Origin of the sequence: Planctomyces sp. SH-PL62, assembly GCF_001610895.1 — a bacterium.
Taxonomy (GTDB): Bacteria; Planctomycetota; Planctomycetia; order Isosphaerales; family Isosphaeraceae; genus Paludisphaera.
The window spans coordinates 3,553,531-3,579,953 of the sequence record NZ_CP011273.1; the positions used below are offsets into that span (position 1 = coordinate 3,553,531).

The following is a 26,423-nucleotide window of genomic DNA, read 5'->3' on the forward strand; positions in this document are numbered from 1 at the left end:
GAGCCGGGCGGGTTGGGACGGGCCGTCGCCGGCCGCCCCAGGATACGTCGATTCTAAACCAGGGCCCCTACGGGCGAACAGCCTCGTCGGGGCCGGCGGGCGGGTCGGTCAGTGGAGCGCGACGTGGCAGCGCACGCACGTCGCAAGGAGTCGCGGGACGTCGGCCCGGTCGTCGTCGGGGCCGATCCCCGACAGGTCGAGCGCCGCCAGCCGGGTCTCGGCCGCGAATCCGAGCAGCCGCTCCCGGCTCGCGGCCGGGGCGAGTTCGGCGGCTTCGGCGGCGTGCCGGACCGCGAGTCCGAGCCGATCCCGGCCGAGGCCATTCCCATCATTACGTTGGAGAGCCGCGAGAAGTTCTCGAAGTTCCGACCGACTCGACGACTCGACCGCCTGGGCCGCGAAGCCGAGGGGGGGCGAACCGGGGCCCGGATCGGGCCGGCCTCCCGGTCGGGGCGAGGTGGCGACGAGCCAGCCGACCAGCGCCAGGACGACGCCGAGCGTCACCCCACGGCCGATCAGCCGCTTGCGGAGCAGCCCTCGCGCCTTCTCCAGGCGACGGGACATGGAACCCACCGGATAGCCGAGCGCGGCGGCGGCCTCGTGGTTCGTCTTGCCTTCCAGGTAGCAGAGGACCAACGGCTCGCGGTACTTCTCCGGCAGGTCGTCGACCTCGCCGTCGATCACCCGGCGAACGTCCCGGCGCTCGACCTCGTCCGTGAAGACGGAGAGCGGACAGGCCCGGTCGGGCAGGGCTCCGGTTTCGCCGAAACGCAATCCCGGCAAGAGGTTGGAGACCGGCGTCTCGCGTCGGCGGCGGCGGGCGATCTCGGTCCGGGCGTTCAGGGCCAGCCGTCGGGCGACGTCGCGCACCCAGCCGCCGATCGACGCCCGCCAGGCCACGTCCGAGGCCCGGAGGGCCAGGAGCAGGAACGTCGCCTGGAAGACGTCCTCGACGTCGTGCTCGCTGCGGAGGAGCCGCCGACAGACACCCCGGACGAGCGGGCCGTGACGTTCGACCAGTTCGGCGAACGCGGCCTCCTCCCGCTCCTCCGCGAAGCGCTTCAGCAAGATCGCATCCGTGGCCCGCTCGATCATCGCGATTCCGGCCCTCGCCCCCTTCGAATCACATGCTCTAACCCATTATGCCGATCCGGCCCCCGACGAATGCGGATTTCTCGACGAAAGCCCACGATTCGCCCGAAGCGCGACGCCGGCCGCCTACGCCCGGGGGGGCGAGGCGGCCGGATTCGGTTCGTGGATTCGGAGGCGGGGCCGGCGTCCTCAGCTGAACAACAGCCGGTTCATGCGGGCGACGACGTCTTTCATGGCGTCCAGGTCGCCGAAGCCGACCTCGGCGGTGATCCAGCCTTCGTAGCCCACGTCGACGAGGGCCTGCTTGACCTCCGGCCAGTCGATCTCGCCCTCGCCGAGCGGGTAGCCGAACCGCTTGGGCTTGGCGTATTCCTTGATGTGGATCTTGAGGATCCGCTTGCCGAGCTCGCGGATCCATTCCTGGGGGTAGGCGTACTCGACGATGTTGCCCACGTCGAAATACGCGCCGACGGTCGGGCTCTCGAATTCGTCGATGTAGCGGGCGAACTCGATCGGGCTGAGGAGGAACTTGTTCCAGACCTCCTCGACGGCGATCTTGACCCCGGCCTCCTCGGCCAGCGGGATGAGCTTGCGGATCTGGGCCTGGGACCGCTCCCACGCCTGGCGGTACGAGACGTTCTTGTTGACGACGGCCGGGACGACCAGGACCGTGGTCCCGCCGTACGCCTTGCAGTCCAGGAACTCCTGCTTGATGGCCTCCACGCCACGCTCGACGACGGCCGGATCGGGGTCGGAGAGGGGGTCGGACCAGTGTCGGCCGCCGCTGACTCCGTGGATGACCAGGCCCGTCTCGTCGCGGGCGGCGAGGACTTCCTTCAGGTCGAGCTCGTTGGGGCTGATCAGCTCGACGCCCTCGAAACCGGCCTCCTTGAGCAGCTTGAAGGTGGGGAGCACGGGGCCCTTGGTGAGGCCGCCGAGCATGAAGGCTCGCTTCCATTTGGGGGCGTCGGCCGCGAGCGCCGAAGGGCCGCGGAGCGCCGCGCCCGCCGCGACGCCGCCGACGGCCGCCAGGAATCCTCGTCGGTCGATGTTGAGCCTCTGCATGGGTTCGAGCCTTTCGTCACGCAAGGAGTTCGGCGAGCTTGGCTTCCAGCAACTCGCCCACGAGTGCCGGGTTGGCCTTGCCGCCGGTCTGCTTCATCACCTGGCCGCGCAGGAAGCCCTTGACGGCCTCGGGCTTCTTCTTGCCCTTCTTGAGATCCTCGATGGCCTGGGGGTTGGCCGCGAGCGCCGCGTCGACGGCGTCGGCTATGGCTCCGCTGTCGGAGACCATCTTGTAGCCCCCCAGCTCGATCACCTTCTCGGCCGGATCGCCGGTCTCGATCATCCGGCCGAGGACCTCGCGGCCCTGGTTGGTGTTCAGCTCGGCGCGCTTGACGCGGTTGATCAGGTCGGCCAGGGCGTCGGGGCGGACGGGGAAATCGGCGATCGCCAGCTTCCTGTCCTTGATCGTGCGAAGCACGTCCTGCTGGATCCAGTTGCTCGCCAGCTTGTACTCGCTGGTCTCCCTGGCGACGGCGTCGAAGTAGTCGGCCACGTCCTCGCCTTGCTCGACGAGGACGTTGGCGTCGTAGGGGGAGAGGCCGAACGCCGTCTGGAACCGCTCGCGGCGCGCCGCGGGGAGTTCGCCGATGGTCGCGCGGATCCGGGCCAGCCACTCGTCGTCGACGACGACGGGGACGAGGTCGGGCTCGGGGAAGTAGCGGTAGTCGGCCGCCGTCTCCTTCTCGCGCTGGGGCTTCGTCACCTCCTCGGCGTCGTTCCAGCCCCGGGTGGTCTTGGGCGAGTCCGTGATGGTGAGGCCGTCCTCCTCCCACTTGCGGTACTGGCGATCGGTCTCGTAGTTCAGGGCCTTCTCGACGGCCCGGAAGCTGTTGAGGTTCTTGATCTCGACGATCGGGGTGGCGATCGTCCGGCCGTCCTTGTGGATGTGCAGGTTGATGTTGGCGTCGCAGCGGAGCGACCCTTCCTGCATCTCGCAGTCGGAGACGCCCAGGTAGCGGAGCGTGAGCCGAAGCTCCTCCAGGCAGCCTCGGGCGTCGGCCGCGGAGCGGATCTCGGGCTCGCCGACGATCTCCAAGAGCGGGATGCCGGCGCGGTTGAGGTCGACCTCGGAGTACTCGCCGACGCCGTGGGTGAGCTTGCCGGTGTCTTCTTCAAGGTGCACCCGCGTCAGGGCGCACCGGCCGCCGCCGCCGCCGTCCTTGCGGACGGGGATGTCGAGCCAGCCGCCGAGGGAGAACGGCAGGTCGTACTGGCTGATCTGATAGTTCTTGGGGAGGTCGGGATAGTAGTAGTTCTTGCGGTCCCACTTGGTGAACGGCGCGATCTCGGCGTGCAGCGCCAGGGCCGTCTTGAGGGCCAGGTCGAAGGCCTTGCGGTTCATGACCGGCAAGGTCCCCGGCATCCCCAGCGAGACCGGGTCCGTCTGCGTGTTCGGCGGCAGGCCGAACTCGGTGCCGCACCACGAGAACATCTTGCTCTCGGTCTGGAGCTGGACGTGGATTTCAAGGCCGATGACGACGTCGTAGGGATGGCTCATAGGAGGGGGACCCGCCGGGCTTTCTCGATTCAAAAAGGGGCGTTCTCGGCGACCTGTCGCGCCGCCGGACCGGGCGTCACGACAGCCCCGGGCGCCTGCGGTTCCAGTCGGTCTCGCGTTCGAAGACGCGGGCCGTGCGGAGGAGGTTCTCCTCGGCGAACGCGGGCGCCAGGAGCTGCAAGCCGATGGGCAGGCCCGATTTCGTGAAGCCGCAGGGGAGGCTCAGGCCGGGGATGCCGGCGAGGTTGGCGGTGATCGTGTAGATGTCCGAGAGGTACATCGCCAGCGGGTCGGCCGTGCGCTCGCCGAGCTTGAAGGCCGGCGAGGGGGAGGTCGGACCGAGGATCACGTCGACGTCGTGGAAGGCCGCGTCGAAGTCGTTGCGGATCAGGCGGCGGACCTTGAGCGCCTGGTTGTAGTACTGGTCGGCGTAGCCGGCCGAGAGGCAGAACGTCCCCAGCATGATCCGCCGCTTGACCTCGGCCCCGAACCCTTCGGCGCGGCTGGCCATCATCATGCGGACCAGCGGGTGCAGGTCTTCCTCGCCGGGGTGCATCGGGGACCAGTCCTCGGCGCGGTGGCCGAAGAGGGTGCCGTCGTAGCGGGAGAGGTTGCTGGAGCACTCGGCGGGGGCCACGATGTAGTAGGCGGGCACGCCGTATTTGGAGTTCGGCAGCGAGACGTCCTTGATGGTCGCGCCGGCCTTCTCATAGACCCGGATCGCCTCGCGGACGGCGGCCTCGACCTCGGGGTCGAGCCCCTCGCCGAAGAACTCGCGGGCGACGCCGATGCGCAGCGACTCGGGCTTGCGGTCGAGGCTCGCGACGTAGTCGGGGACCGGCCGGTCGACGCTGGTGGCGTCGCGGTCGTCATGGCCCGAGATGGCCCCGAGCAAGAGCGCGGCGTCGGCCAGGTCGTGGGCGAACGGGCCGATCTGGTCGAGCGAGCTGGCGAAGGCGATGAGGCCGTATCGGCTGACCCGTCCGTAGGTGGGCTTGAGGCCGACGACGCCGCAGACGGCGGCCGGCTGGCGGATCGAGCCGCCGGTGTCGGTGCCGAGCGAGATCGGCGCGAGGTCGGCGGCGACGGCGGCGGCCGAGCCCCCGGAGGATCCGCCGGGGATCCGCGTCTCGTCCCAGGGGTTGAGGGTCGGGCCGTAGGCGCTGTTCTCAGTGGACGAGCCCATCGCGAACTCGTCCATGTTCGTCTTGCCGAAGAGGATCGCGCCGGCCCGGCGGAGCTTGACGATCGCGGTCGCGTCGTAGGGGGGCCGGAAGTCCTTGAGCATCCGGCTGCCGCAGGTCGTCGGCTCCTTCTCGACGCAGAGGACGTCCTTGATCGCCACCGGCACGCCGGCGAGCGGGCCCACGGGCTCGCCGGCCGCGCGGCGGGCGTCGATCGCCCGGGCTTGGTCGAGGATCCGTTCGGGGTCCAGGTGGACGTACACGTTGAGCCGCTTGAGCGCCTCGGCGCGGTCGAGGTATCCCCGGACGAGCTCCTCGCTGCGGATCTCCCCGGCGTTCAGCTTGGCCAGCAGGCTCGCGGCGGTGGCGTCTTTCAGCAGGTCGGCGTTCATGGGGGCGGGATCTCGGCTCGGTCGTTCGGGCGGTCGTTCGATCCGTCGGGAATGGCGGCGGGTCGGGAGGTTCAGTCGAGGACGGCGGGGACGAGGAAGCTCTCGGCGTTCCTCTTGGGGGCGTTGGCGAGCGCGTCCTCGCGGGGGAGGGCGGGGCCGCGGACGTCGTCGCGGAAGACGTTGCGGACCTCGACGCCGTGGGCCAGCGGCTCGACGCCCGAGGTGTCGGGCTCCTGGAGCTGGGCCACGTAATCGACGATCGCGTTGAGCTGCCCGGTGAACGTCCGCAACTCGTCGGGGCTGAGGCGCAGCCGCGCCAGCACAGCGACCTTGGCCACTTCTTCGGTCGACAGCGACATCGTCCGGCTCTCTCCTCGCTCGCGCCTGGGATTCCCGCCGCCGGGCCCGACCGGACCCGGCGCACCGGGCCAGTCTGACAGATCCGGCCCCCGGCTTCAAGGCGCGGGGACGCCTCGGGGGCCGCCCTCGACCGCGGGGGTTCCCGGGGCGGCCGGCGGCGAAGTCCCCGGGGCTTCGGGGCGGCGGACGGCCGTTAATCGGTCTGGTGTCGGCCCGGTCGATCCTCCATAATGGGCCCTCGAACACGGGGCCGAACCGTTCGTTCTCGCGAGGGGAAGGGCCAGGAGACCGGAGCGCCTTCTGCGGGAAAGTTTCGCGCCATGCACGACATCGACCTGATCGTAACCCTCACCGGCGGCATGGCCGCCGCGCTCGTCCTCGGCTACATCACCTTCAGGCTCCGGCTCTCGCCGATCGTCGGCTACCTTCTCGCGGGGATCGCGGTGGGGCCGGCGACGCCCGGATTCACGGCCGACCAGCACCTGGCCGACCAGCTCGCCGAGGTGGGCGTCATCCTGCTGATGTTCGGCGTCGGGTTGCAGTTCCACCTCAAGGAACTGCTCGCCGTCAAGCGGGTGGCGATCCCCGGCGCGGTCTGCCAGAGCGTGGTGGCGACGGTCCTGGGGACGCTGCTGGGCCACTACCACGGCTGGGATTGGTCGGCGGGCCTGGTCTTCGGCATGGCGATCTCGGTGGCGAGCACCGTGGTGCTGGTGCGAGTGCTGGCGGACAACGGCGACCTGCACACGCAGACCGGCCACATCGCCGTGGGCTGGCTCGTGGTCGAGGACCTGTTCACGGTCTTCCTGCTGGTGATGCTGCCGGCGCTCTTCGGCCCGGGGCGTCGGGGGCGGGGGCGGTCGGGTCGGCCGTCGGGATGGCGACCGTGAAGCTCTGCGTGATGGTGGCGCTGACGTTCGTGGTCGGCGAGCGGGCGATACCCTGGCTGCTCGACAAGGCCGCGGCGACGCGCTCGCGCGAGCTGTTCACGCTGACCGTGCTCGTGGTGGCGCTGGGGATCGCCGTGTCGGCGGCGAAGCTGTTCGACGTGTCGATGGCCCTGGGGGCCTTCCTCGCCGGCATGGTGGTGGGCCGGTCGCAGTTCAGCCTGCGGGCGGCGACCGAGGCCCTGCCGATGCGGGACGCCTTCGCCGTCCTCTTCTTCGTCTCGGTCGGGATGCTCTTCCACCCCCGGTCGCTGCTCGACTCCCCCGGCTTGCTCGCCGGGACGCTCGTCGTGATCCTCGTGGGCAAGCCGCTGGCGGCCTGGTCGATCGTCCACCTCCTCGGCTATCCGTTGCGGGCGGCGACCTCGGTCGGGGTCGTGCTGGCCCAGATCGGCGAGTTCTCGTTCATCCTGGCCACCGGCGGCAAGGCGCTCGGGATCATCGACGACGAAGCGAACAACGTCCTGATCGCCGCGGCGATCATCACGATCACGCTCAACCCGATCCTCTATCGGACCATCGGCCCGATGGAGCGGCTCCTCAAGCGCTTCATGAAGGACCCGAGCCCGGTCGAGAACCGGGTCCACCACGACGAGGAGGAGCCCGAGGCCTCGGGACGGCACCGGGTCGTCGTGATCGGCTACGGGCCGGTGGGGAAGACCCTCTCGCGGCTGCTCCGCGACATCCGGATCGACCCGGTCGTCGTCGAGCTCAACATGGACACCGTCCGCCGCCTGGAAGACGAGGGCGTGCGGGCGCTCTACGGGGACGCCATGCATCGCGAGGTCCTGGAGCACGCGGGCGTCGACAAGGCCGTCGGCCTGATCCTCAGCAGCTCGACCATGAGCGGCGGCAAGGAGACGATCCGGCTCGCCCGCGAGATCAACCCGGACGTCTTCATCCTCGCCCGAACGACCTACCTGCGCGAGGTGGCCGAGATGCGCGCCGCCGGCGCCGACAGCGTCTTCTCGGGCGAAGGCGAGGTCGCCCTGGCGATGACCGAGTCGCTGCTCCACCGCCTCGGCGCCACGCCCGACCAGGTGGACCGCGAGCGCGCCCGCGTCCACGCCGAATTCTCCGCCGCCGTCCGAGCCGGCGACGACGCACGGCTCGGGGGCCGGTCGGCGGCGACGACGCCGGCGCCACGCCCGCCGCCCAGCCCGTCCCCGGGGCCCCGGAGATGACCGCCGCCCGCAGCGAGAACCCGCTGGGCGAATGACCGACGCGGTCCTCAGGCCGTCAGGATCAGGTCCGGCAGCCCCGTGTTGCGCGGCGAGTACGCCAGCGCGGGGTCGCCGCGGCGCAGGTCGACGGAGGGATCGATCGCCTCGTTCCCCTTCGTCTCCAGCACTGAGCGGAAGTGCCGGGGATGGCGGTGGGCGTAGAGCCCCAGGAGGAACTTCGCGTAGGAGTCGGTGGCCGTCCCCTTGAAGCTCTCGGCCCCGACCGCGACCCGGGAGAGCCCGAGGCCCGCGTCGGCCGCCCGGTCCTGCATCCACCGCAGGGCGATGTCGGAAAGTCTCCGATCGTCGTAGCCGCCCCCCACGTCCGAGTGGGCGCCCGCGAACCAGCGCTGTTCGACCGTCTGGCCCGGCTTCTCCTTGGGGTTCCAGAGCGCCGCCTCATAGTCGGCCCGGTGCTCGTCCAGCGCCAGGGCGTGGTAGGCCCGTTCGACGATGGCGCTGAGTTCGGTGTCGTGGAACTGGAAATATGAGGCGTTCAGCCGACCCGCCAGCTCCAGAGGGATGCCGAGCGCCCCGACGGTGTCCCAGACGCCGAGGAACCGGATCGGGATCTCGCGCGAGAAGCGGGCGCGGAAGCGTCGGGCCCGCGCGGTGTCGGGGCCGTCGCCCCGGGTCCGATAGATGAGGTACGCCGCCGCCGCCGCGAGCTTGGCGTACCGCCGGCTCACCAGGCCGCTGTTGCGGATCATGCCGACGAGGCTCCTCGCCGTGTAGGCGCCCCGGCTGAATCCCAGGATGTAGACCTCGTCCCCTTCGTCGTACAGCTCGATGAGCTTCCCGTAGCCGTCACGGATGTGCTCGGCAAGCCCGGCGCCCAGCACGCCGCCGGTGATCCGATCCCAGTGGTCGGTCCCCACGCCGCGAAAGTACGCTTTCGCCTGGACGACGCCGTCGGGGCCGACCGGCTGGACCGATTCGTGGAACCGACTGACGTTCGTCTCCACCCGCTCGCTCGGGTCGCGGCCTTCATCGGCCGGCACGTTCCAGGTGCCGTCGAAACAAAGGACGATGCGCTTCATGGGGGGGCTCCACTGGGGCCGGGAGACCGCCTCGCGAGGCACCCGAAGGGGCTTGCCGAGGCGTCGATTGGAGGCGGAAAAGTGGTGGAACGGCCGAATCCTACCGGCCGAGAAACGCGAAAGCAATCATTTTAGGTGAAACTTAAAGCCCGGTCCGCCGTCGTCGGCACCCGCGACGGTTTGACGACCGCCCCTGCGAGCTTCTAAGATGGCCCGACGCCGAGCCGGCCTCGCGATGCCGGGGCGACGGCCGGGGGACTACTTACTCTGAGGATCGGGGCGGATTCATGGCGATCGAAGGTCCGGTGGCGATCATCCTGGCGGCCGGCCAGGGCAAGCGGATGAACTCGGACAGGGCGAAGGTGCTGCACGAGGTGTGCGGCAGGCCGATGATCAGTTACGTCGTCGACGCGGCCCGGGGTGCGGGGGCGAAGACCATCGTGGTCGTCGTCGGCTATGCGGCCGATCAGCTCTACGAGGCCCTGGACGGCGAGCCTGACATCCGATTCGCCGTCCAGGAGGAACAGCTCGGCACGGGCCACGCCGTCAAGGTCTGCCGGCCGCTGCTGGAGGGCTACGAAGGCCCGATCCTGGTCCTCGTCGGCGACGAGCCCTTGCTCCGCCCCGAGCCGCTGGCCGACCTCCTCGATCGCCAGAAGCGCGAGCGGGCCGCCTGCCTGCTGGGGACGGCCGAGGTCGACGACCCGACCGGCTTCGGCCGCATCCTCCGCGACTCCGCCGGGCGGTTCCTGCGGATCGTCGAGGAACGCGACGGCACTCCCGAAGAGAGGGCCATCCGCGAGGTCAACCCGAGCTGCTACGTCTTCGAGCTTCCCGCGCTCTGGGAGGCCCTGGAACAGATCGGCACCAGCAACGCCCAGGGCGAATACTACCTCACCGACGCCCCCGAGCAGCTGATGCGGATGGACCGCAAGGTCCTGGCCCTCAACGTGCTCTCGGCCGACGACATCCTCGGCGTCAACACCCGCCAGCACCTCGCCCAGGCCGGGGAGATCATGCAGGCCCGGATCCAGGACCACTGGATGACCGAGGGGGTCTCGATCGTCGATCCCCGGAACACCTACATCGACGGCCGCGCCCAGATCGGCCGCGACACCGTCGTCCGGCCGTTCAGCGTGCTCGACGGCGCGGTGAAGGTCGGCGACCGCTGCAAGATCGGCCCGTTCGCCCACCTCCGGCCGGGTGCCGAGCTGGCCGACGACGTCGAGGTCGGCGCGTTCGTCGAGGTCAGCCGCTCGACGCTCGACGCGGGGGTCGTCGTCCGCCACCTGGCCTATCTGGGCGACGCCCGCGTGGGCGCGAACGTGAACGTCGGCTGCGGCGCGATCACCGCCAACTTCGACGGCGAGCGCAAGCACGCGACCACGATCGGCGCCGACGCCCACATCGGCTCGGGGGCCGTCCTGATCGCCCCCGTCGCGGTCGGCGAGGGGGCCGTCGTCGGCGCCGGCGCCGTCGTCACCAAGAACAACGACGTCCCCAAAGGCGCGACGGTCGTCGGCGTCCCGGCCCGGCCGATCGCGACGAAGTCCGAGTGAGCCGAGGAGGGGAGAGGCGGCCGTCCCCTCTCCCCTCGCGACGTCTCAGCCCAGCGACCAGCCCGGTCGGTAGTCCCGGCGGATCAGGGCGTCGGCCTCGGACGCGTTGGTCGCCTTGAGGGCGGCGGCGTCCCATTCGAGCTTCCCGCCGACGCGATAGGCCACGTTGCCGAGGTGGTTGGCCTCGGTGAGCCAGCCGGCGTACTCGAAATTGCAGGTGGTGGGCGCCCCGGTCTTGCAGGCGTGGATCCACTCGGCGTGGTGGCCCAGCGACGCCGGGATCGTCGGCTCCGGCCGCTTGTAGTCGCGAAACTCGTCCTCGGGGAGGAGGAGGTGGCGGCCGTAATCGGAGAGGAGCATCCCCTTCTCGCCGACGAAGAGCACGCCGCTGTCCCACTTGGGGATGGCGCCCGACGACCAGGGCTCCGGCTTCATCGCCCCCTGATACCAGGTGAGGCGGGTGGCGGGCTGGTCCCCCTTGGCCTCGTATTCATAGACCGCCTTCATGGAGGCGGGCGCGATCTCGGCGTGCGGCGGCGGGCCGAAGGCCTCGATCGTGCTGGGGGCCTTCAGCTTCAGCGCCCAGAACGGCAGGTCGATCCAGTGGCTCCCCAGGTCGCTCATGGTGCCGTTGCCGAAGTCCCACCAGCGATACCACTTGGGGCCCGGGAAATAGACTTCGTGGAAGGGGCGGGACTTGACCGGCCCGATCCAGAGGTCCCAGTCGAGCCCGGCGGGGATCGGCGACGAGCCGGCCGGCCGCTCGGTGACGGAGACGATGTCGCCGTTGGCCTTGGCTTCCTCGGGAGACTGCCGCCCCCAGGCGCGGCCGACCCAGACGTGCACGTCCTTGACGGCGCCGATCGCCCCGGCCTGGATCAACTCGACGACGCGCCGGTAGTTGTCGCCGGCGTGGATCTGCGTCCCCATCTGGGTGGCGACCTTGGCCTTGCCGGCGGCCTCGCGGATCAGCCTCGCCTCCCAGATGTCGTGGGTCAGGGGCTTCTCGCAATAGACGTGCTTGCCCAGTTGCAGGGCCGGGAGGACGGCGAAGGCGTGGGTGTGCTCGGTGGTGCTGACCACCACGGCGTCGTACTTCTTGAGGTCGTCGTAGAGCTTGCGGAAGTCGCGATACTTCCTGGCGTGGGGACGCGTCTCGGCGGCCCGTTCGACGGCCACGTCGTAGACGTCGCAGAGGGCGACGATGTTCTCGGAGGAGACGTCGCCCAGATTTCCCGCGCCTCGCCCGCCCACGCCGATGCAGGCGATGTCCAGCTTCTCGTTGAGGTTCCGGCCCCGGACGAAGGCGGGGGCCGCGAAGACGCCGAGGGCCGCCGCGGCCGCGGCCTTGTGGAACTGGCGCCTCGAAGGGGCTGCCCCGGGCGTTCCCGGGGCCATCGTCGAATCGTCGGACATGGGGCGTCTCCGGCTCGCGATCGGCGAGGGCCCGGCCGGACGACGACCGCCCGGGGCTCAGGCCCATGCCAGAGCATGCCTCGGACGGCCCCGCGAATCAAGCGTCCCGCGTCCGGACGTCCCGCCCGGCGCGACCGTTCGCCTATGGAGTGGAGGCCGCGCCGATCTCGCAGCCCAGGGCCTCGGTGAAGTCGGCGAAGTAGCCCATGACGAGTCGGTTCGCTAGCGCGCCCGCGAGGGGGACCTGGTTCCAGGGGTTCGGGGTCGCGAAGACCAGCGGGAGCACGATCTCTCCGATGCGATAATCGATCCGGACGGCGACGTTCGACTGGCTCGGCACCGGCCACAACGCCGCGACGTCCTCGCCCCGGATCACGTAGCGATGGGTCAGGCCCTCGAAGATGAGACGACGGCCCGCCCGGTCGAAGAAGGCGATCCCCAGGTCGTCGCCGACCAGCTTCGGCTTGTCGAACGTCCGGGCGTCCTCAAGTGCGAGGACGCGCGAGGGGAGGTCGGGACGGCCGTCGACCGGCGTGCCGGAGCGGCCGTGGATGCGTCGGGCGAGGAACCCCCTCCAGTGGCGGAACCCGCCGAACCAGATGAACATTCCGGCCGCCAGGAACCCGAAGAATCCGAGGATTCCCGCGACGGAATAGGTCTCGCTGAGAGGCGTCGGGGCGCCGTTCGGACCATTCACCCGCGAGGCCAGGTAGAGCATCGCCCCTATCCAGCCGAACGCCGCGACGATCGGCGCGAGTATCAGGAGGCACACGGCCCAGGATGTTCGGCTCATCGTGCGGCGGCCGTCCTCCGAGGCGGGCGTGCAGAGCGAGGTCGGGACGACGTCCAACCCCTCGATCGGTCTCCCCTTCAGACGGGCGAGGCTGGCGGCGACGGCCGCTGCGCGGAAGTCGGCGTCGGCCTCGGGGCGAGACTCGGCGGCGAGGCCCAGGCGGTCGATCGATTCCTGGAGCGCCGACGGCGAGTCCCCGACGACGTCGCCCGCGGGCCGCTTCACATCGGGGAACTCGCGGGCGACGGCGGCCATCTGGTCGGCGGGGATCGACCGCTGGGCGATCAGGCCCGTCTTGCCGCCGAGCACGCTGACGTACGAAGGCTCCGTGACGTCTTCCGGGAAGTGTTCGATCCGGACGACGACGCTCGGCGCGCCGCCGTTCATCTTGCTCGACGACCGGGGCAGGGCCCCGATCGCGGCCCAGTCCCCCGCCTCTACGGCGGCGAGCACGCCGTCGGTCGCCGCGATGGGGAGGCTGCACTCCGTCGAACTCGCCCAGCGCCGGAGCCGTTCCGAGTAGACGCGCGAGGCCGACGAACGCCCGATCGCGATCGCGGCGCCGGCGATCAGGAGCGTCTCCATCCCGAAGAAGACGCCGTTGAAGATCACGTCGACGGCCCCGGGAGGACGCGCGGCTTGGTTCGCCCCCCCTCGGCCGACGTCGACCGGCCGGCTCGTCTTGCAGCGGAAGGCGACGTACCCCGGCAGGCCCGGGAGGCCCCCCACGGCCTCGGTCAGCGCGACCATTCCCGGGCCGTGGGAGACCACGTTGGCCAGGTAGCTCAGCTCCCAGTAGCCCGCGTAATACACGAACGCCAAGGCCATGCCCACGAAGCCCGCGAACCCTCGGTTGCGGCAGCGGCCCCCCCGCACGACCACCCAGACCATCCCGAAGACCGGGACGGCCAGGATCAATGGGGTGATGAGATAGAAATAGAACCCCCCCTCCGTCAGCAAGAGCGCCACGGCCATGACCAGGGCCACGATCCCCCCGGCCACGAGTCGCGGGATCAGTCGGAGGAAGTCGATCCGGCCGCTCGGCCGATAGACGTCGGGCGGCTCGAGCGTCGCAACTTCGTCGTCGGGGGGCATCGATGCGACTCCAGGTCGACAGGGGTCGTCAGGACCTCGGAAATCCGGGTCACGCGGGATCGTTCAGTCGGCGGTAGAGGTCGACGTAGCGGACGAACAATTCGTCGTAGGCCGGGGCGTTCGCCGGGTCGGGCTCGACGACGCGCTCGATGGCGACCATGGCTCCGGCGGCCTCGTCGAAGTCCTTGTAGACGCCGGCGGCGACCGCGGCGGTCATCGCGGAGCCCAGCGCGCACGACTCGCCCTCGCGGGTCAGGTGGATGGGCTTCTGCAGGACGTCGGCGTGGATCTGGAGCCAGAGCGGGGACTTGGCGCCGCCGCCGCCGATGAAGACGCGCTCGACCTTCAGGCCGTGTCGCGAGGCGTCGTCGAGGATGTGCCGGGTCCCCATCGCGGTCGCTTCATAAAGGGCGCGGAAGACGTGGCCGGGGCCGTGGGCCAGGGAGAGGCCGACGATCGCGCCTCGGGCCTGCGGGTTCTTGTAGGGGGATCGGTTCCCCTGCCAGTCCTCGCGGACGACGAGGCCCTCGGCGCCGGGGGGACGGCGGCGGCCTTCTCGTCGAGCACGGTGTAGACGTTGACGCCTCGGGCGTCGGCTTCGGCCTGCTCGTGGCCGGCGAAGTGGCGGCGATACCAGTCCAGGATCGAGCCGGTCGCGGTCTGGCCCGCCTCGATGGTGTAGAGCCCTTCGACGGTGGCGTCGGGATAGCAGCCGCCGGCGCCGGAGCCGAAAACCCCTTCGCGGGTCTGCGCCAGGTGGCAGGTGCTGGAGCCGACGATGAGCGCGACGTCGCCGTCGCCGGTGGCGCCCAGGCCAAGCATGCCGAGATAGGCGTCGATGCCCCCCTGCGCCACGGGCGTCCCGGCCTTCAGGCCCAGGTCCTCGGCGGCCGACTTGCTCAGGACGGCGTCTCCCTTGCCCAGCGGGACGATCGCCTCGGGCCACTTGGCCGGGAGGTCGTGCAGGCCGACCGCGGCGATCATGGCGAGCGGCCAGCCGCCGTCGGGGCGGGCGTAGTTCCACTTCACCGCCAGGTGGTTCAGCGAGAGCGTCCACGCGCCGGTCAGCCGGTGCATCATCCAGTCGGTGCACTCGACGATCCGATCGGCTCGGGCGAACGTCTCGGGATCGTTGCGCTTCAGCCAGAGGGCCTTCGGGAGCATCCACTCGGGCGAGACCCGGCCCGACACGTAGCGGAGCACCGGGTCGCCGGTCGCGCTGATCTCGTCGGCCTCTCGGAAGGCCCGCTGGTCCATCCAGAGCAGGGCGGGACGCAGGGGGGCGCCGTCCAGGTCGCAGGCGACGACCGTGCAGGCCGTGCAGTCCAGGCCGATCGCGACCACCTGATCGGGACTGACGCCCGCCTTGGCGAGCGCGGCCCGGGTCGCGGACTTGGCGGCGTTCCACCAGTCGCGGGGGTGCTGCTCGGCCCAGCTCGGCCTGGGATAGGTCGTCTCGATCGGCTCGACGCCGAAGGCCACGGTCCTCCCGCTCAGGTCCACCAGGGCGGCGCGGAGGCTCTGGGTGCCGACGTCGAGCCCCAGGACGATCGGTTGCTTGCTGCTCATGGGGAGGTCTCGTCTTCGATGGAGAGGGGAGGCGGTTGGGGGAGGTGGCTGGGATTGCGTCGCGTGCCGATCCGACGGTGTTCGTGCTCGTCTTCCCCCTCATCCGGCCCTTCGGGCCACCTTCCCCGCGAGGGGGGAAGGACCTTGAGTTTCGGCGAACGATGTCAGAACTGGCGGCGGCTGTCGAGCAGGAACGTCACCGGGCCGTCGTTGACGAGCGCGACCTTCATATCCGCCCGGAAGACCCCGGTGGCGACGTCGAGCCCGGACTCGCCGACGCGCCTGGCGAAGTCCAGGTAGAGCGTCTCGGCGGTCTGGGGATCGGCGGCGTCGCTGAAACCGGGACGACGCCCGGCGCGGCAGTCGGCCATCAGGGTGAACTGGCTGACGACCAGCAGTCCTCCCCGGACGTCGACGACGCTGCGGTTCATCTTGCCGGCCTCGTCTTCGAAGGCGCGGAGGTTCAGGATCTTCTCGGCCAGGCGGGCGGAGTCCTCCGGGGCGTCCTCGCGGGCGACCCCCAGCAGGACCAGCCAGCCCCGGCCGATCTCCCCGACGATTTCGCCCTCGACCTCGACCGAGGCTCGCGACACGCGTTGCACGACGGCTCGCATCCCACGCAGGCTCCTTCGCAAGCACGGATCATCGAAACGCCGGACATCTTAGCCGTCCCGAAGCCCGCGCGGTAGGGAGTGCCCGGAACCCCCGCGACGTCGGGCTCGGACGCGGTCGGGACGAGTGGGTATGCCGTTTGCGTGGGCCGATCTCTGCGGGCCGTGCGGCGATCTGAGGGTCGTAAGAGAGGAGGGAATGGACGTGGTGGAATCGAGAATCGCCGATGAGAGCCCTGTGGTCGGCGTCAGCCCGTGGCTGCTGCTCCTGCGCGACGAGCTGCGCAAGCTCGACGGCGATCCGCTCCTTCGCGCGAAGGCGGGCGGCTGCACCTTCGAGGTGCGCCACGCCGGGGCCTCGCTCTGGATCCTGGCGTCCTGGCCGTCCGGCGCCCGGGTGGCTTTCTGCGCGGCCTACGCGCCCGGAGGGTCGAGCCTGGTCGTGGAGCGGAGCGACGACTCGACGCTCGACGCCCGGCTCGACACCGCCGTCGGCGTGCTGAGGGTCCGGGTCGAGCTGCCGGCCGGTTCACGGCGGGTGTTGCACTGGAAGACGTCCCTGCTCCCGGCCACGGATCTGGTGCTCCCTTACTGGCCCCGCGACGTCTTCCCGATCGACGAGGCGGGCGACCCGCTGAACACGCGGGGGATCGTCCATGCGGCGCAGAAGGGACCGAAGGGGGGATTGCTGTACGCGTCGACGACCCGCCCGGAGGCAAGCTCCTTCCTCTACGTCCAGGACTTCACCTCCCTGAACGACTACTGCGAGCAGACCGGCGCGTCGCCGGCGGACCGGGTCGGCGGCTCGTGGCCGGAGCTGGGCTTCGCGCCGCCGACGGCCGCCAAGCCGCTTGGGGCGGGGCGAGAGGTCGTCCTGTCCGACGCGTACGTCCTGCCGGCCCCCGAGCCCCCGGACGACGACCTCGCCGCCGCTCGCCAGTTCCTCGACCTCTACGCCGAGATCTACCTCGCCCTCCCCCGGCCGGAGCCGATCCATCGCGACTGGTCGCGGCGGCTCGACGAGACGCTCGCCTCGCTGACGCATTCGCCGGAATGCGCCGTGGAGAAGCAGGGGCACCGCTACCTGCTCGCCTACGTCGGCGCCGACGACCGACCGCCGGAGAGCATGGTGCAACTGGCGGTCCTGGTCCCGCTGGTCGAGTACGCCCGGTCGCGGGACCGGGAGATCCCGCTGATCGACGCGCTGAGGGCGAACCTGCCGACCTTCTTCGACCCCGAGATCGGCACGGTCGTCCGCTGGCTGCCCGGCGAGGAGCGGCTCCTGGAGGGCAAGGAGGAGCACATGGGGCCGCGCATCATGGACTCCTGGTATCTCTATCATACCTATCTGAACCTCGGCCGCCTGGGGCACGGCGGCGACGAGACGGCGAAGCGGTTGTTCCTCGATTCGATCGAGTACGGCGTGCGCGTCGCGCAGCGGTTCGAATACCGCTGGCCCGTCTTCTACGACACGCACACTCTGGAGATCATCAAGGCCGAGGCGACGCCCGGCGAAGGGGGCGAGAACGACGTCGGCGCCCAGTACGCGCACGTCATGCTCCTGGCGTGGGACCTGACCGGCGAGCGCCGTTTCCTCGACGAGGCGGTCCGGTCGGCCCAGGCCCTGCGCGGCCTCGGCTTCCGCCTCGGCTACCAGTTCAACAACACCAGCTTCGGCGCCGGAGGGCTGCTGCGGCTCTGGCGCGAGACGGGCGACGAGTCGTTCCGCGACCTCAGCCTGGTCTGCCTGGCGAACCTCGTCAAGAATTTCTGGCTTTGGGAGTGCGACTACGGCCACGCCCGGCATTACAGCACCTTCCTCGGCCTGCCACCTCTCCAGGACGCGCGCTACCTGGCGATGTACGAGGAGCTGGAGGTGCTGGCCGCGTTCCACGACTACCTTCGCGAGGCCGGCGACGACGTGCATCCCGCGGCGCGGGTGCTGCTCCCGGAATACTGCAAGTACCTGATCGACCGGGCGTGGTATCACTATCCGAGCGAGCTGCCGGCGGACGTCCTGGCGGAGAAGCCCCGGTCGGGCCACCTCAACCGCCAGCTCTCGATCCCTCTGGAAGATCTCTACGACGGATGGACCAGCGCCGGCACGGTCGGCCAGGAGGTGTACGGGGCGGCGGCCCCCTTCGTCTTCGTGACCCGGCACGGCTACGAGCTGCAAGGGTCGGCCCTCGGCTTGCACTGCAATTACCCGATCCAGGGGCCCGAGATCGAGGCCACGCCGCGCGGGGGTACGGCCCGCTTCCGGGCGCTCGGCGACCGCCGCTGCACCTGGCAGGCCTGGGTGGTGGCGGACCACACCACGCCGATGCCCGAGGCCCGGATCACGGTGGAAGGCCGAGGCGCGGTCGAGGCACGTCGCACCGAGTTCGGCTGCCTCGTCTTCGACCTTCCCGGCGACGCCGAAGCGACCCTGGAGTGGGAGCGCAGCGAGGAGGTCGGCGAGACGTCGGCGAATCGTCGCCGAGGCCGGGCCCGAAGCGCCGGGAAGAAGGCGGGGGCAGGCGGGCCACGGCGAGCCCTCGCGAGCATCCCCAACCGTGAGCCCGCTTGCATCTCGACACACGCCAGGACGAGGAGGACGACGATGAAGAAGAACACGCAGCTTGACGACGTCCCCGAGGTGGTCGCCGGCAAGGCGGTGGTCGTCACCGGCGGGACCACCGGCATCGGCCGCGCCATCGCGCTGTTGCTCGCGGCGCGGGGGGCCAGGGTCCTGGTCTTCGGGCGTCACGAGCCGGAGCTCGCCGACGCGATGGCCGACCTTCGCAAGGCGGGCGGGGAGGTCCACGGCCTGACCGCCGACGTCACGAAGCGGGAGGACGTGGCGAGGGTCTTCGCCGAGGCCGACCGCGTCCTGGGGGGCCTGGACGTGTTGGTGAACAACGCGGCCCTCGGCGCCGGGAGCATCGTCGACCAGGCCCGCGAAGATTGGGAGTACGTAATCCGCACCAACCTGATCGGCTACCTCGCCTGCGCGCAGGAGGCGGTGACCCGGATGAAGGAGGCCGGATCGGGCCACATCGTCAACATCGGCTCCATGAGCGCGGACGTCCGGGAGACGGGCAGCTCGGTCTACGTCGCCACCAAGGCGGGCATCCAGGGCTTCAGCGAGGCGCTCCGCAAGGAGGTCAACGCGCACGGCGTCAAGGTGACGCTGATCCAGCCCGGGGCCGTCGGCAGCGACATGCAGCCGGCCAAGGAGACGCACGCGGCCAAGGCGGACCGAGGAGAGATGCTCAAGGCGGAAGACATCGCCGCATGCGTCTACTACTGCCTCACCCAGCCGAAGCGCTGCGACGTGGTGGAGGTCAGCATCCGCCCGCACCACCAGGAGATCTGACGTCGAGAGCCGGCGCGATCGCCGCCGCCGAGCGGTCGACCATTCCGTCGGGCCCGGCCGTGCCCCCGCACCATGCGAGGGGGGCGGCCGGGCCGGTCTCCATTCCGAGAAGGCCCGGCCGCCCGGGCTGCGAGTTCGAGCGGCCCCCGGGCCGGGCGGTCGATCCGGGTGGCCGGGCGGGCGTGGAGGTGATAACCTTTGGGGGCGACGGCCGGGGCCGGGAGGCGGCCGTCCGGTGGCGTGGCGGCGGGGCGGGGGACGAGGAGGCGGGACTTGGAAGACGCGTCGAGACCGCAACGGCTTCGGGTGGGAGTCGTCGGCCCGGGCCGCCTCTGGGAGAGCCGCCACAAACCGTCGCTCATACGCCTTCGCGACCGCTTCCGCGTCACGGCCGTCTACGACCAGGTCGCCCGCCGCGCCGAGATCGAGGCGGCCCAGCTCGGCTGCGTCGCCTGCGAGGGACTGTCGAGCCTGATCGAGCGGTCCGACGTCGACGTCGTCTATCTCCTCTCCCCCCAGTGGTTCGGCCTGCATGCGGCGCACCTGGCCTGCGAGGCCGGCAAGCCGGTCTATTGCGCCCTTCCGCTCTCCGGCGACCTGCCGGAGCTGGAGCGGCTGGCGGCGCGGGTGGAGAGGACCGGGGTCGTCTTCATGCCCGAATTCGCCCGCCGCTGCTACCCGGCCACGCAGCGGCTCCGGGAGCTGCTCGCGACGAAGCTGGGGAAGCCCAGGCTCGTGGTCGGCCACTCCCGCCTCTCCGACTTCGACCGATACGCCCTGCCCGGCCCGACCTCCCAGCTCGTCCCCGCCCCCCTGGCCGTCGACCCCGGGAGCTACCTGCTCGACTGGTGCGCGTTCGTCCTCGGCTCCCCGCCGACCTCGATCGCGTCGGCCCGCTCGGTCGTGCTGCCGTCTCGCGGCGACGCGCCGGATTTCGAGAGCTTCACGGCCGTCTTCCCCGGCGGGGCGACGGCCCAGCTCTCCTATGGGCGCTACCATCGCGAGGAATGGGGCGAGGCCGTCCGATTCCTCCCTCCGGCGGGCGTCCAGGTCTTCGCCGAACGCGGGGTCGCATGGCTGGAGCCGCCCGACCGGATCCAGTGGTGGGACGCCGATGGCGCCCACGAGGAACGCCTCGCCCCGGAGCCCACCGTGGGCGACGTGCTCAACAAGCAGTTCCACCGTCTCGTCCACCAGGGAGACCCGTCCGCGCCCACGATCCGGGACGCGCTGGAGATCGCCCGGCTCGTCCGCGACATGGAACGAGGCCAGTCTGGGGGGGGCGTCGTCCCTCGCCCGGATTCGCCGCCGAGCTGATCCCCGAACCGGGCCCTGGAGGAGGATCGGAAGGTGTACATCTCGTTCCGGACGGCCGTGGCTCGCGTCCTCCGCAGGCTCCGGTTCCGAATCGGGCTCACGGTTCGCAACCTGATCCTGGCCGTTGCGGTGGTCGCCGTCCTGTTCGGCGTGGGCGTCGGGCTGGCCAGGCGGCGGAACCGGCTCCTGGAGATCGCCCTCGAACACTCCGGTCACGCCGGTATGGATGGGGCGTTGATCCTCACCGAACAAGGGCCCGCCTACATCGGGATGACGACCGAGAAGGGCAAGTGGCACGAAGCCATGCGCCGGAAGTACGATTACTACGGTCGCCACCCCTGGCTCTCGATGCCCGAAGATCCCCCCGAGCCGGAATGACGCGGTCGGACGCGCGAAGCCGACATGCCTGAGCAGGATCCAGACGTGCCCATAGCCTCCTCAAGAAATGACCATGATCGACGGCCGATGTTCTGGACCGCCGCAGCGGCCGTCGTCGGCCTGCTTCTCGTCTGGCACGCCGCGATCGCATCCTCGGCGACGTACGACGAGACCACCTACCTGAACGCCGGCTCGCGGTGGTGGTGCGAAGGGGACCAGGTCGGGATCACCCGCATGGGCTCGCCGATCCTGTTCTGGAAGCTCCAGCAGGCGCCCGTCTTCTGGGCGCTCGACCTGCTGGGCCGGGGCGAGCTGATCGTCGACCAGCCCCGCCGCCAGGCCGAGCTGCTCCCGCTGGCGAGGATCGGCGCGTCGTGGATCTGGCTGCTGGGGCTCGGCCTCGTCGCCTGGTGGGCTCGGAGGCTGAACGGGCCCTGGGCGATGGCCTTCGCCGCCTGGCTCTACGCGCTGAGCCCGAATCTGATCGCGCACGGGGCGCTGGTGACGATGGAAATGCCCGTGACCGTGGCGACCGCCGGATCGTTCCTGGCCTTCCAGCGCTTCCTGACGACGCGCCGTCGCCGCTGGTTCTGGACGTCGGCGGCGATGGCCGGGGTCGCGTTCTCGTGCAAGTTCACGGTGGTGCTCTACCCGCCGATCCTCGGCGTGATCTGGTGGCTGGACGGACTCTCGCGGGACGAGGCTTTCGCGGCCCGACTGCGGCGCACCGGAGGGATGGCGGCCGGGATGGCGGCGTATGTGGCCGCCCTGCTGGCGAGCGACTTCGCCCTGACGGGCTTCGCGACGCTCCCGCTGAGCCCGACGTCGGGCGACCACCCCAGCGCCTCGGCCTGGTTCGGCCCGCTGGGCTCGCTCGTCTCTCGGCTCTACGAGACGCCGATCCCCCAGGATCTGGTGGGGTTCGCCGCGCAGGTGCGGCATCAGGCGTCGGGGGGGCCGGGCTACTTGCTGGGCGAGCGCCGATTGGGGGGTTGGCGGTACTACTACCTCGTGGCGATGGTCGTGAAAGTCCCGCTGACGTTCTGGCTGCTCGCGGCCTGCCGGGTGCGGATCGACGGCCTGCGAGGCTGCCTGACAAAGGCCCCGGATCGGATGCTGCTCCAGGCGGCCTTGCTGTTCATGGCCGCCGCGTCGGTCGGATCGTCGCGGAACTACGGGGTCCGCTACCTGCTGCCGATGGCCCCGCTCGCCGTCGTCTGGCTGTCGCGGCTGGCCCGAGGCGACGGCGCCGACGCTCACGACGAGGGAGACGATCGACCGCGCCTCGGCAGGTTCCGCCGGGTCGTCCTGGCCGTCGCGCTGCTGGGCCAGGCGGCGGCCGTGGCGAGCGTCCATCCCGACGAATTGACGTACTTCAACGCGATCGCGGGCGGTCGCACGGGAGGCCGGCGGATCCTGGCCGACTCGAACCTCGACTGGGGCCAGGGGCTCCGTTCGCTCGTGCGTCTCCAGCGCGAGCGGCCCGAGCTCCGCGACCTGACGCTCTTCTATTTCGGCGACGTCGACCCGTCGTATTACGGCGTCGAGGGCGTGCACCACGTCATCAACGCCGACGAGGGCCAGTCGCCGCCGACCCGCGTCGAAGATGCGACGACGCCGTTCGTCGCCGTTTCGGCGTCGCTCCAGTTCGGCGCCTGGGGCCCCGACGGGTTCTTCCGATCGCTCGACGGCGTCGCCCCCGTCGCCCTGACGGACGACTCGACGATCGCGATCTATCGGGCGGCCGACGCGAGGCGCGGGCCGGCGTCTCAGTAGATGTCGCCCCCGCGCGAGAGGCGGCCTTCGAGGCCGTCGGCCGCGGCGGCGATGCGGCGGAGGAGGTCGCCGGCGTCGAGCGAGGCGAGCGAGTCGACGGGAAGGTTCTCGACGAAGACGAAATACTCCTCGCCGCGGAGGACCCGGATGGCGAAGCAGCCGTCGGTCGTCCGGGCGTTGAGCTTCAGCAGGTTGCGGCAGTCGCGCTCCACGACCGGCCCGCAGACCGAGACGAAGGCGACGAGCGAGCGGCCCTCGGCGTCGATCCCGCCGGGGCCGATGTAGACGGCCTGACGTCGGTCGAGGCCGCCGAGGAGGACGGTGGTCCTCCATCCCCGTCCCGAAGGGGAGAGCGGGGCGCCGGAGCGGGTCAGGAACTGCTGGATCGCGCGGCCGACGTCGGGGTCGGTCGGCTCGGGGGTTTCATAGGGTCCCAGGGCGTCGGAGCCCGCGTCGGCGTCGGGCTGCGCGCCGCCGATCGGCAGCCCGCAGCCCGCGCAGAAGCGGTCCGTCCCGTAATTCGCCGACGTGCAACGCGCGCAGACGATCGTCGCGGACGACATCGCTCAGGCCCCTTCCGGGTTCATTTCGCGCCCGCTTCGAGGGTGGAGACCAGCTCGTCGAAGTCGGGGGTGATCGCCTTCATGGTCTTGTCGGGGCCGACCATCTTGAGGAAGTAGCCGTACTTGTCGGTGATCACGATCGCGCCCAGGAGCCGGGCCTCGGGGCGGTCGGGCTCGGCGGGCATGCCCGGGAAGGCCGTCGGGTGGTAGTGGCCGGCGATCTCGACGCGCGAGGCCTCCACGCCCTTGGCCTTCACCTTCTTGGTCTCGACCTTGGGGGGCTTGCCGTCGGCGCCCTTGAACTGCTTCTGCCAGCGCTCGACGTTGGCGTCGACCGAGCCGGCGCCGCCGGGGAAGACGTAGACGACCAGCTCGGCCGGGAAGTCGTCTCCTTCGACGGGCTCCACCCGGAGCTGCGCGGCGCGCATCTGCGAAGTGGTCGGGACCGTCTTCCAGCTCGCCGGGGCCTGGAAATTCAGGCCGCGGGCCTCGATCTTCTGCTTGGGATCGTCGGCACCCAGGAGGAGCGCGACCGCGGCCAGGCCGGCCGTGAGGGTCGACCACCGCCGGGCCGCCGTGGAACGTACGAAATTCATGTCTCGGCCTCGCTGTTCACGCCTGTCGGGGGACGCCGCCGCTTGCGACGCCCCGGGATTGCGAATACGCTGACCTGGCTTTCGGATCTCGACTCGAATCGACTCGACCCCCGGCTCGCCAAGGAGCGCCGTCATGACTCGGACCGCGATCGCCCGGACCTGCACGTTCTTGATCCTCGCCGGGAGCTGGTGCGCCCCCGCGACCGCCCAGAAGAAGGCCCCGGACGGCGCCAAGGTGTTGTTGCTCTCCGGCGGCCAGCGGCAGCACCACGGGTATCGCGATCAGGCATTCTACCTCAGCGCCGCGCTGGAAGACACCGGCAGGTACGAGGTCACGCAGACCGAGGAGGCCGCCGTCCTGGAGACCCCCGCTCTGGCCAAGTACGACCTGGTCATCGGCCTGTCGGATCGCCGCGACCCCGAATTCAAGATGACCAAGGGGCAGCAGGAGGCGCTCTTCGCCTACGTCCGGGGGGGCGGCGGCTACGTCTCGATCCACGGCGCCGACAACGCGCCGGCCGACTGGGAGCCCGAATGGAAGCCGATGCTCGGCGCCGTCTTCTCCCACTTCGGCCTCCCCGACGGCAAGGTCCGCAAGGGGGAGTACACCGTCCGCCTCGTCGACCCGTCGAGCCCCGTCGCGCAGGGCCTCCACGACTTCAAGCTGAACGACGAGCTGTACTACCACCTCCAGGCCGAGCCCGACCTCAAGCCGCTGGCCGTCGTCGAGTACGAGGGGGTCGACTGGCCCGTCGCCTGGACCCGGACGTACGGCGAAGGCCGCGTCTTCCACACCGTCTTCGGCCACCGCGACTTCGGCCCGGACAAGGACGACCCGCTGCGGAACCCGGACTTCGGGAAGCTGGTCCTCCAGGGGATCGACTGGGTCGCCGCCAATAAGCGACCCGCTCCCGGCGAATAAAGGCTGAATCGGCGCAGGCGCCGCGACGGGATCGAGCGAAGCGGACACTCGCCGCGCCACCCCGCCCCGAATGAAGGCGTGGCGTCGCCATCGGAGGAGGGGCGTATGGGCGTCTGGGAAGGGCTGAGGCGTGCCAGGAATTCGATCTGGGGCGATTTGAAGCGTGCCAGGAGGTCGTTCGTCGAAGGGTGGAATCCTTCGTCCTACTCGGCCGGCGGTCGAACGCTCGCCTGCCCCCACTGCGGCGGGGCTCGATTCTCGGAGGGATGGGCTCGGTTGAACAGGCCCCGCGTCGCGACGACCTTGATTTGCGAGCGCTGCGGGCTGGTCCAGTGGTTCGACCACGGACCGCAGCGTCTCCCGACCAAGCCCCGCGATGAGGAAGACTGGCTGGAAGTCTGACGAGACCTCCGGACGGACCTGATACGATGGGTTGGAACGAGGCCCCCGGCGTCGTGAGAGCCGGGCCGGGCCCCAGACAGGCGCCAAACCGGAGGCATGTATGGAATCCAGGGATTCGACGATCTCGAGACGGCATTTCGTCGGGGCCGGGGCCGTCCTCGGCGGCGCGGCCCTGACCGCCACGTCCACCACCGCCGCGCGGGGCGACGACGCGGCGACCGGCCCCATCCCCCAGGTCGTCCTGGGGCGGACCGGGGCGAAGGTGTCCAGGATGGGCATCGGCTGCGCCTACTTCAACCGCGAAAAGGTCACGCCCGACGACGTCGGCGCCACGATCCGCCGCGCCCTGGAGCTGGGCGTCAACTACCTCGACACCGCGCCCGCCTACGGGACCGCCGAGGAGAAGATGGGGCCGACCCTCCGCGACAAGGAGGTCCGCGACAAGGTCTTCCTCGTCACCAAGACGCCCGACGCCACCTACGAGGGGACCTGGAAGTCGCTCCGCCACAGCCTCAAGATGCTCCAGACCGACCACGTGGACCTAGTCCACCTGCACAACTTCGGCGACTCGAACATCTGGGGCGACGACAAGCTGGTCTTCGGCGACAAGGGGGCGATGGGAGCGCTCCGCGAGGCCAAGAAAGAGGGCCTGGTGCGGTTCATCGGCGCCAGCGGCCACCTGCACCCCAGCCGCTTCCACGCGGCGATGGACTCGGGCGAGATCGACGTCCTGATGAACGCCGTCAACTTCATCGTCCGCCACAACTACGACTTCGAACACAAGGTCTGGTCGCGCGCCCGGCACATGAACCTGGGCCTCGTCGCCATGAAGGTCCTCGGCGGCGCCAAGGGATCGGACGCCGGCTTCAAGATGGACGACAAGCACTACGACCAGGCCGTGCGCTACGCGCTCTCGATCCCGGGCCTGGCTGTCGCCGTCATCGGCGTCGACGGCGTCGCCGAGCTGGAGAAGGCCGCCGCGGCCGTCGCCGCGTACAAGCCCTTCTCTCCCGAGGAGGAGCAGGAACTCGCCCGCCTCGGCCTCCAACTCGCCGCCTCCCCCGAATGGAAGACGGCCTACGGCGACCCGCTGACCTGATCTCGCTCCCACCGTCCCGCGCGAGCCGTCGCCGCCTTGCCGGAAGGCGGCTCGCGCCGGGGATCGTCGCGAGCCGTCGGCGTTTCGGCTCGTCCGCGATGACGGTCCCCCTCACCCGGCGGCCGCCCCCCCCACCAGGGGGAAGGCATGGTCGTGCCAGTATATCTA

20 protein-coding genes and 2 pseudogenes are annotated in these 26,423 nt (G+C 70.5%); 9 read left to right on the top strand and 13 right to left on the bottom strand.

Translation table 11 applies throughout. The features are described from left to right. Positions 1–108: 108 nt before the first annotated feature. From VT85_RS13825 to gatC, 5 genes are all read right to left on the bottom strand, one after another. Positions 109–1,068 (bottom strand): RNA polymerase sigma factor, encoded by a 960-nt coding sequence (locus tag VT85_RS13825; protein WP_197490692.1) that lies wholly within the window; start codon positions 1,066–1,068, stop codon positions 109–111. A gap of 213 nt (positions 1,069–1,281) precedes the next feature. Beyond that, entirely contained in the window at positions 1,282–2,157 is an 876-nt protein-coding gene (locus tag VT85_RS13830; RefSeq protein WP_068416123.1) for a sugar phosphate isomerase/epimerase family protein, read from the bottom strand. A gap of 16 nt (positions 2,158–2,173) precedes the next feature. After that, positions 2,174–3,655 carry an Asp-tRNA(Asn)/Glu-tRNA(Gln) amidotransferase subunit GatB gene (gatB, locus tag VT85_RS13835; protein ID WP_068416127.1) on the bottom strand — a complete coding sequence of 494 codons (1,482 nt, stop codon included), beginning with the start codon at positions 3,653–3,655 and terminating at the stop codon, positions 2,174–2,176. Between the two features lie 76 nt (positions 3,656–3,731). Further along, positions 3,732–5,231 (bottom strand): Asp-tRNA(Asn)/Glu-tRNA(Gln) amidotransferase subunit GatA, encoded by a 1,500-nt coding sequence (gatA, locus tag VT85_RS13840; RefSeq protein ID WP_068416129.1) that lies wholly within the window; start codon positions 5,229–5,231, stop codon positions 3,732–3,734. A gap of 71 nt (positions 5,232–5,302) precedes the next feature. Continuing rightward, a complete protein-coding gene (gatC, locus tag VT85_RS13845; RefSeq protein ID WP_068416132.1) occupies positions 5,303–5,590 on the bottom strand; it encodes an Asp-tRNA(Asn)/Glu-tRNA(Gln) amidotransferase subunit GatC in 288 nt (95 codons plus the stop codon). 321 nt (positions 5,591–5,911) lie between these two features. On the opposite strand from gatC, the pseudogene VT85_RS29675 reads away from it, so the two are divergent. Beyond that, positions 5,912–7,722 (top strand): annotated as a pseudogene (locus tag VT85_RS29675) (cation:proton antiporter). 47 nt (positions 7,723–7,769) lie between these two features. Here VT85_RS29675 and VT85_RS13855 read toward each other — a convergent pair. Next, positions 7,770–8,801 carry a DUF2235 domain-containing protein gene (locus VT85_RS13855; RefSeq protein WP_068416134.1) on the bottom strand — a complete coding sequence of 344 codons (1,032 nt, stop codon included), beginning with the start codon at positions 8,799–8,801 and terminating at the stop codon, positions 7,770–7,772. A gap of 287 nt (positions 8,802–9,088) precedes the next feature. Between VT85_RS13855 and VT85_RS28530 the strand changes: the two genes are divergently transcribed. After that, a complete protein-coding gene (locus VT85_RS28530) occupies positions 9,089–10,360 on the top strand; it encodes a bifunctional N-acetylglucosamine-1-phosphate uridyltransferase/glucosamine-1-phosphate acetyltransferase (RefSeq protein ID WP_068416135.1) in 1,272 nt (423 codons plus the stop codon). 45 nt (positions 10,361–10,405) lie between these two features. Here VT85_RS28530 and VT85_RS13865 read toward each other — a convergent pair whose 3' ends face one another. From VT85_RS13865 to dtd, 5 genes and pseudogenes are all read right to left on the bottom strand, one after another. After that, positions 10,406–11,776 carry a Gfo/Idh/MocA family protein gene (locus VT85_RS13865; protein WP_068416138.1) on the bottom strand — a complete coding sequence of 457 codons (1,371 nt, stop codon included), beginning with the start codon at positions 11,774–11,776 and terminating at the stop codon, positions 10,406–10,408. 142 nt (positions 11,777–11,918) lie between these two features. Continuing rightward, the gene (locus VT85_RS13870; protein WP_068416143.1) at positions 11,919–13,664 is read right to left on the bottom strand and encodes a hypothetical protein; all 1,746 of its coding nucleotides are present in this window, start codon (positions 13,662–13,664) and stop codon (positions 11,919–11,921) included. Between the two features lie 49 nt (positions 13,665–13,713). Then, a complete protein-coding gene (locus VT85_RS29200) occupies positions 13,714–14,301 on the bottom strand; it encodes an FGGY-family carbohydrate kinase (RefSeq protein WP_231871524.1) in 588 nt (195 codons plus the stop codon). Then, positions 14,211–15,233: pseudogene (locus VT85_RS13880) on the bottom strand (FGGY family carbohydrate kinase); the annotation flags it as partial. The gene VT85_RS29200 and the pseudogene VT85_RS13880, both read right to left, overlap by 91 nt. 164 nt (positions 15,234–15,397) lie before the next feature. After that, a complete protein-coding gene (gene dtd, locus VT85_RS13885; RefSeq protein WP_068416156.1) occupies positions 15,398–15,847 on the bottom strand; it encodes a D-aminoacyl-tRNA deacylase in 450 nt (149 codons plus the stop codon). A gap of 202 nt (positions 15,848–16,049) precedes the next feature. Between dtd and VT85_RS28545 the strand changes: the two genes are divergently transcribed. From VT85_RS28545 to VT85_RS13905, 4 genes are all read left to right on the top strand, one after another. Beyond that, a complete protein-coding gene (locus VT85_RS28545; protein WP_197490695.1) occupies positions 16,050–19,202 on the top strand; it encodes an SDR family oxidoreductase in 3,153 nt (1,050 codons plus the stop codon). A 273-nt stretch (positions 19,203–19,475) separates the two neighbouring features. Beyond that, positions 19,476–20,519, top strand: a complete 1,044-nt coding sequence (locus tag VT85_RS13895; RefSeq protein WP_197490696.1) for a Gfo/Idh/MocA family protein — start codon at positions 19,476–19,478, stop codon at positions 20,517–20,519. Positions 20,520–20,552: 33 nt separating this feature from the next. After that, positions 20,553–20,897: a hypothetical protein gene (locus VT85_RS13900; RefSeq protein WP_068416164.1), complete on the top strand. Its 345-nt coding sequence runs from the start codon at positions 20,553–20,555 to the stop codon at positions 20,895–20,897. A gap of 87 nt (positions 20,898–20,984) precedes the next feature. Further along, complete coding sequence (locus VT85_RS13905) at positions 20,985–22,673, top strand: glycosyltransferase family 39 protein (protein WP_068416166.1); 1,689 nt, start codon at positions 20,985–20,987, stop codon at positions 22,671–22,673. On the opposite strand, the gene VT85_RS13910 is transcribed toward VT85_RS13905, so the two are convergent. Together VT85_RS13910 and VT85_RS13915 are read right to left on the bottom strand one after the other, a co-directional pair. Next, positions 22,667–23,236, bottom strand: coding sequence for a hypothetical protein (locus VT85_RS13910; protein WP_068416169.1), 570 nt, complete (start codon positions 23,234–23,236; stop codon positions 22,667–22,669). The genes VT85_RS13905 and VT85_RS13910 overlap by 7 nt on opposite strands. A 20-nt stretch (positions 23,237–23,256) precedes the next feature. Next, positions 23,257–23,832, bottom strand: coding sequence for a hypothetical protein (locus VT85_RS13915; protein WP_068416172.1), 576 nt, complete (start codon positions 23,830–23,832; stop codon positions 23,257–23,259). Positions 23,833–23,965: 133 nt separating this feature from the next. Here VT85_RS13915 and VT85_RS13920 point away from each other — a divergent pair, with 133 nt between their 5' ends. From VT85_RS13920 to VT85_RS13930, 3 genes are all read left to right on the top strand, one after another. After that, entirely contained in the window at positions 23,966–24,754 is a 789-nt protein-coding gene (locus VT85_RS13920; RefSeq protein WP_068416175.1) for a ThuA domain-containing protein, read from the top strand. A 276-nt stretch (positions 24,755–25,030) separates the two neighbouring features. Next, the gene (locus tag VT85_RS29680) at positions 25,031–25,156 is read left to right on the top strand and encodes a hypothetical protein (protein WP_255376937.1); all 126 of its coding nucleotides are present in this window, start codon (positions 25,031–25,033) and stop codon (positions 25,154–25,156) included. A 100-nt stretch (positions 25,157–25,256) separates the two neighbouring features. Then, a complete protein-coding gene (locus tag VT85_RS13930; protein ID WP_068416179.1) occupies positions 25,257–26,255 on the top strand; it encodes an aldo/keto reductase in 999 nt (332 codons plus the stop codon). Positions 26,256–26,423: the final 168 nt, after the last annotated feature.